Raw genomic sequence first — 2,793 nt, 5'->3', positions numbered from 1 at the left:
GGCGAGAAGGTTGTCGGGCTGCTCGACGAGTTCGAACTGCTGGGGGTTCACGCCCGGTAACCTCCTGCGCTTCGCTATGCATCCGGCTGCGGCGGCGTCCAGCCGGTCTCGGCCGCCCATGACAGGTGCGCCGCCGGCATCGGCATTCAGACGGCGGCCGGGGTGGCGCGCAAAAAAAGAGGCTCGTCGGGAGAGACGGCCTCGAAGTTGCGTCAATTTGGCCCAGCTCCACAGGGCCGACCTCACCCTAGCCGTTAGCCTGATAACCGCCACCCCCAATCGGGTGATATTTGACGGGATTGAGAAGATTTTCGGGAAAAGTCAGGGGATTCAAGGGGGCTTCCGTGACGTGAGCCTCGGCGGGTGGCGCAGTTCCGCCGCAACCGTCATTTCCTTGTCCTTGCGGCAGCTCGAGGGATACTCATTGGGTGAAGGTGATGAAGCATGCGCCGTGTGGCACCCCCCTCTGCCCTGCCTGTCATCTCCCTGTCCTCAGCCACGGCAGCAGACCGATCAGGGCTGGCAACTTCGCGGGCGGGCTCGCCCGACAGGAAGCCCCGATTACGCCCAAAGCGGGCGCCCGACGGCTCACCTGCCGCGTCTGTTTTCCCGACATGATTGCGCCGGATTCTAAGCGCTACGATCAAGCATTGCGGTCACAGCGAGCGGTCAACAGGATTTGGGGGCTTCCAATGCAACGCAGGTTGTCGGCTATCCTCTCGGCTGACATCGTCGGCTACTCACGTTTGATGGAGATCGATGATATCAGCACGCTAAGCCGCCTCAAGGTGCTGCAGCGTGATCTGGTCGACCCCTGTATTGCCACGCACAAAGGCCGGATCGTCAAGCTGATGGGCGATGGGATGCTGGTGGAGTTCACCAGCGCCGTCGATGCCGTAAGATGCGCAACCGAGGTTCAGCGCAGGATGGCCGGGGCCGAACCCCGGGAGGCCCAGGACCGCCGTCTCGTCTATCGCATCGGGATCAATCTCGGCTACATCATCGTCGATGGCGAGGACATCCATGGTGATGGGGTCAATGTCGCGACGCGCCTGCAATCTCTTGCCGATCCCGGCGCAGTCGCGATCGCCGGCATCGTGCGCGAGCACATCGACAGCGCTTTGGGGATCGACTTCGAGGATTTCGGCCAGCATTCCGTGAAGAACCTCGAGCGGCCGGTGCAAGTCCATATGGCGCGCTTCAGGCACCGGCAGGATTCATCGCCGACGCAGCCCGAAGCAGCGGCGACCGCCACTGAGCGCGAAGTGGCGTCGATCGCGGTGCTGCCGTTCACCAATATGAGCGGGGATCCGGAGCAGGAATATTTCAGTGACGGCATCACCGAAGACATCATCACCGATCTTGCCAAAGTGTCCGCGCTCAGCGTCGTCGCCCGCAATTCGAGCTTCATCTACAAAGGCCGCTCCGTGGACGTGAAGCAGGTGGGCCGCGAACTCGGCGTGCGCTACGTGCTGGAAGGCAGCGTGCGCAAGGCCGAAACCAGAGTGCGCATTGCCGCCCAGCTCATCAATGGAACGGATGGTCGGCACGTATGGGCGGAGCGGTACGACCGCGACCTTGAGGATATCTTCGCGCTGCAGGACGAGATCTCCAAACACATTGTTGACGCGCTCAAGGTGCGGATTCTCGCAAGGGAGCTCGAGATCATCACCAGGCGGGGAACCGACGATCCGCAGGCCTATCAAATTTATCTGATGGGACGATCATTCTTCAACCGCGGACACGAATCGAAGAACATACAGGCAGCCCGGTCTCTGTTCGCGAAGGCCATCGACATCGATCCGCTCTATGCGCGGGCCTATGCCGGATTGGCCGACTGCGATTCCTATCTCCTGCTCGCCAACGATCCGACTGCGACATACGACAACGTCATAGACAATGCCGACCGGGCCCTGCGGCTCGATCCCGATCTCGCCGACGCCCATGCATCGCGGGGCATCGCAATGTTTACCAAGGGCCTGCGCGCCGAGGCGGAAACCGAATTCGAGCGCGCTCTGGAACGAGACCCGACCTCCTACGAGGCAAACTTCTTCTATGCGCGCAATTGCCACGCGCAGGGCCAGTTCGAAAGGGCGCGCGGCCTGTACGAGCGCACCATCGCCCTGAAGCCGGATGACTACCGCGCCTGGGACCAGTTGCGAGCGGTCCATGTCTCCCTTGGACACCATCAGGAGGCGATACAGTCCGCGCAGGAATGCCTCCGGCTGATGGAAGGAGAGATCGCCGCACATCCCGACGAGCCGATCCTTCTGTGCTACGGCGGCTGTCTGCTGGCGGATCTGGGCGAGATGGAGCGTGGGGCGTCCTGGGCATCCCGCGCCGCCGCAATCGCCGGTGACGATCTCAGAGTGCTCTATAATCTCGCTTGCTGCTACGCGAAGCTCGGCATGCCCTCGGAGGCCATCGCCTGCCTTGAACGGCAGGCGTCGGGATCGCCGACCTATCTCGCGTCGGTCACAGCCTGGATGAAAAAAGACAGCGACCTGGACCCCCTGCGAAACCACCCGCATTACCAGGCTCTCGCCGACCGGCTGGACGCTCAGCTCGCGGCAGGGAAGGCTTGATATCCAAGCAGTCAGAGCTGCCGCAAACGTCAATCTGATCCTCGCCCTCGCCTTCTTGCGCCCTCATGGCTACAAGTCCCGAGCAATGACGCCATCAGGAGATACCATGCCTCGCGCCATGTTCGCCTTCATCCTGCTTCTTGCCGGCACCCTCACCGCTGGAGCACAGGCCCCGGATGCGGCCGGGTCATCCACTCCTGATCAGCCC

Annotated in this window: 2 protein-coding genes; one reads left to right on the top strand and one right to left on the bottom strand. The window is 62.4% G+C overall.

The genetic code is table 11. The annotated features are described in order from the left end of the window. Positions 1-216 (bottom strand): hypothetical protein (locus AC1D35_RS35340; RefSeq protein WP_477942586.1); only part of this gene is annotated, 216 nt, incomplete at its 3' end. Between the two features lie 476 nt (positions 217-692). Here AC1D35_RS35340 and AC1D35_RS35335 point away from each other — a divergent pair. Further along, the gene (locus AC1D35_RS35335; RefSeq protein WP_162748497.1) at positions 693-2,585 is read left to right on the top strand and encodes an adenylate/guanylate cyclase domain-containing protein; all 1,893 of its coding nucleotides are present in this window, start codon (positions 693-695) and stop codon (positions 2,583-2,585) included. Positions 2,586-2,793: the final 208 nt, after the last annotated feature.

The organism is Rhizobium sp. P1_E6, assembly GCF_056405875.1.
The sequence above is the reverse complement of the archived record's forward strand: the minus strand, read 5'-3'. Positions and strand labels throughout refer to the sequence as shown.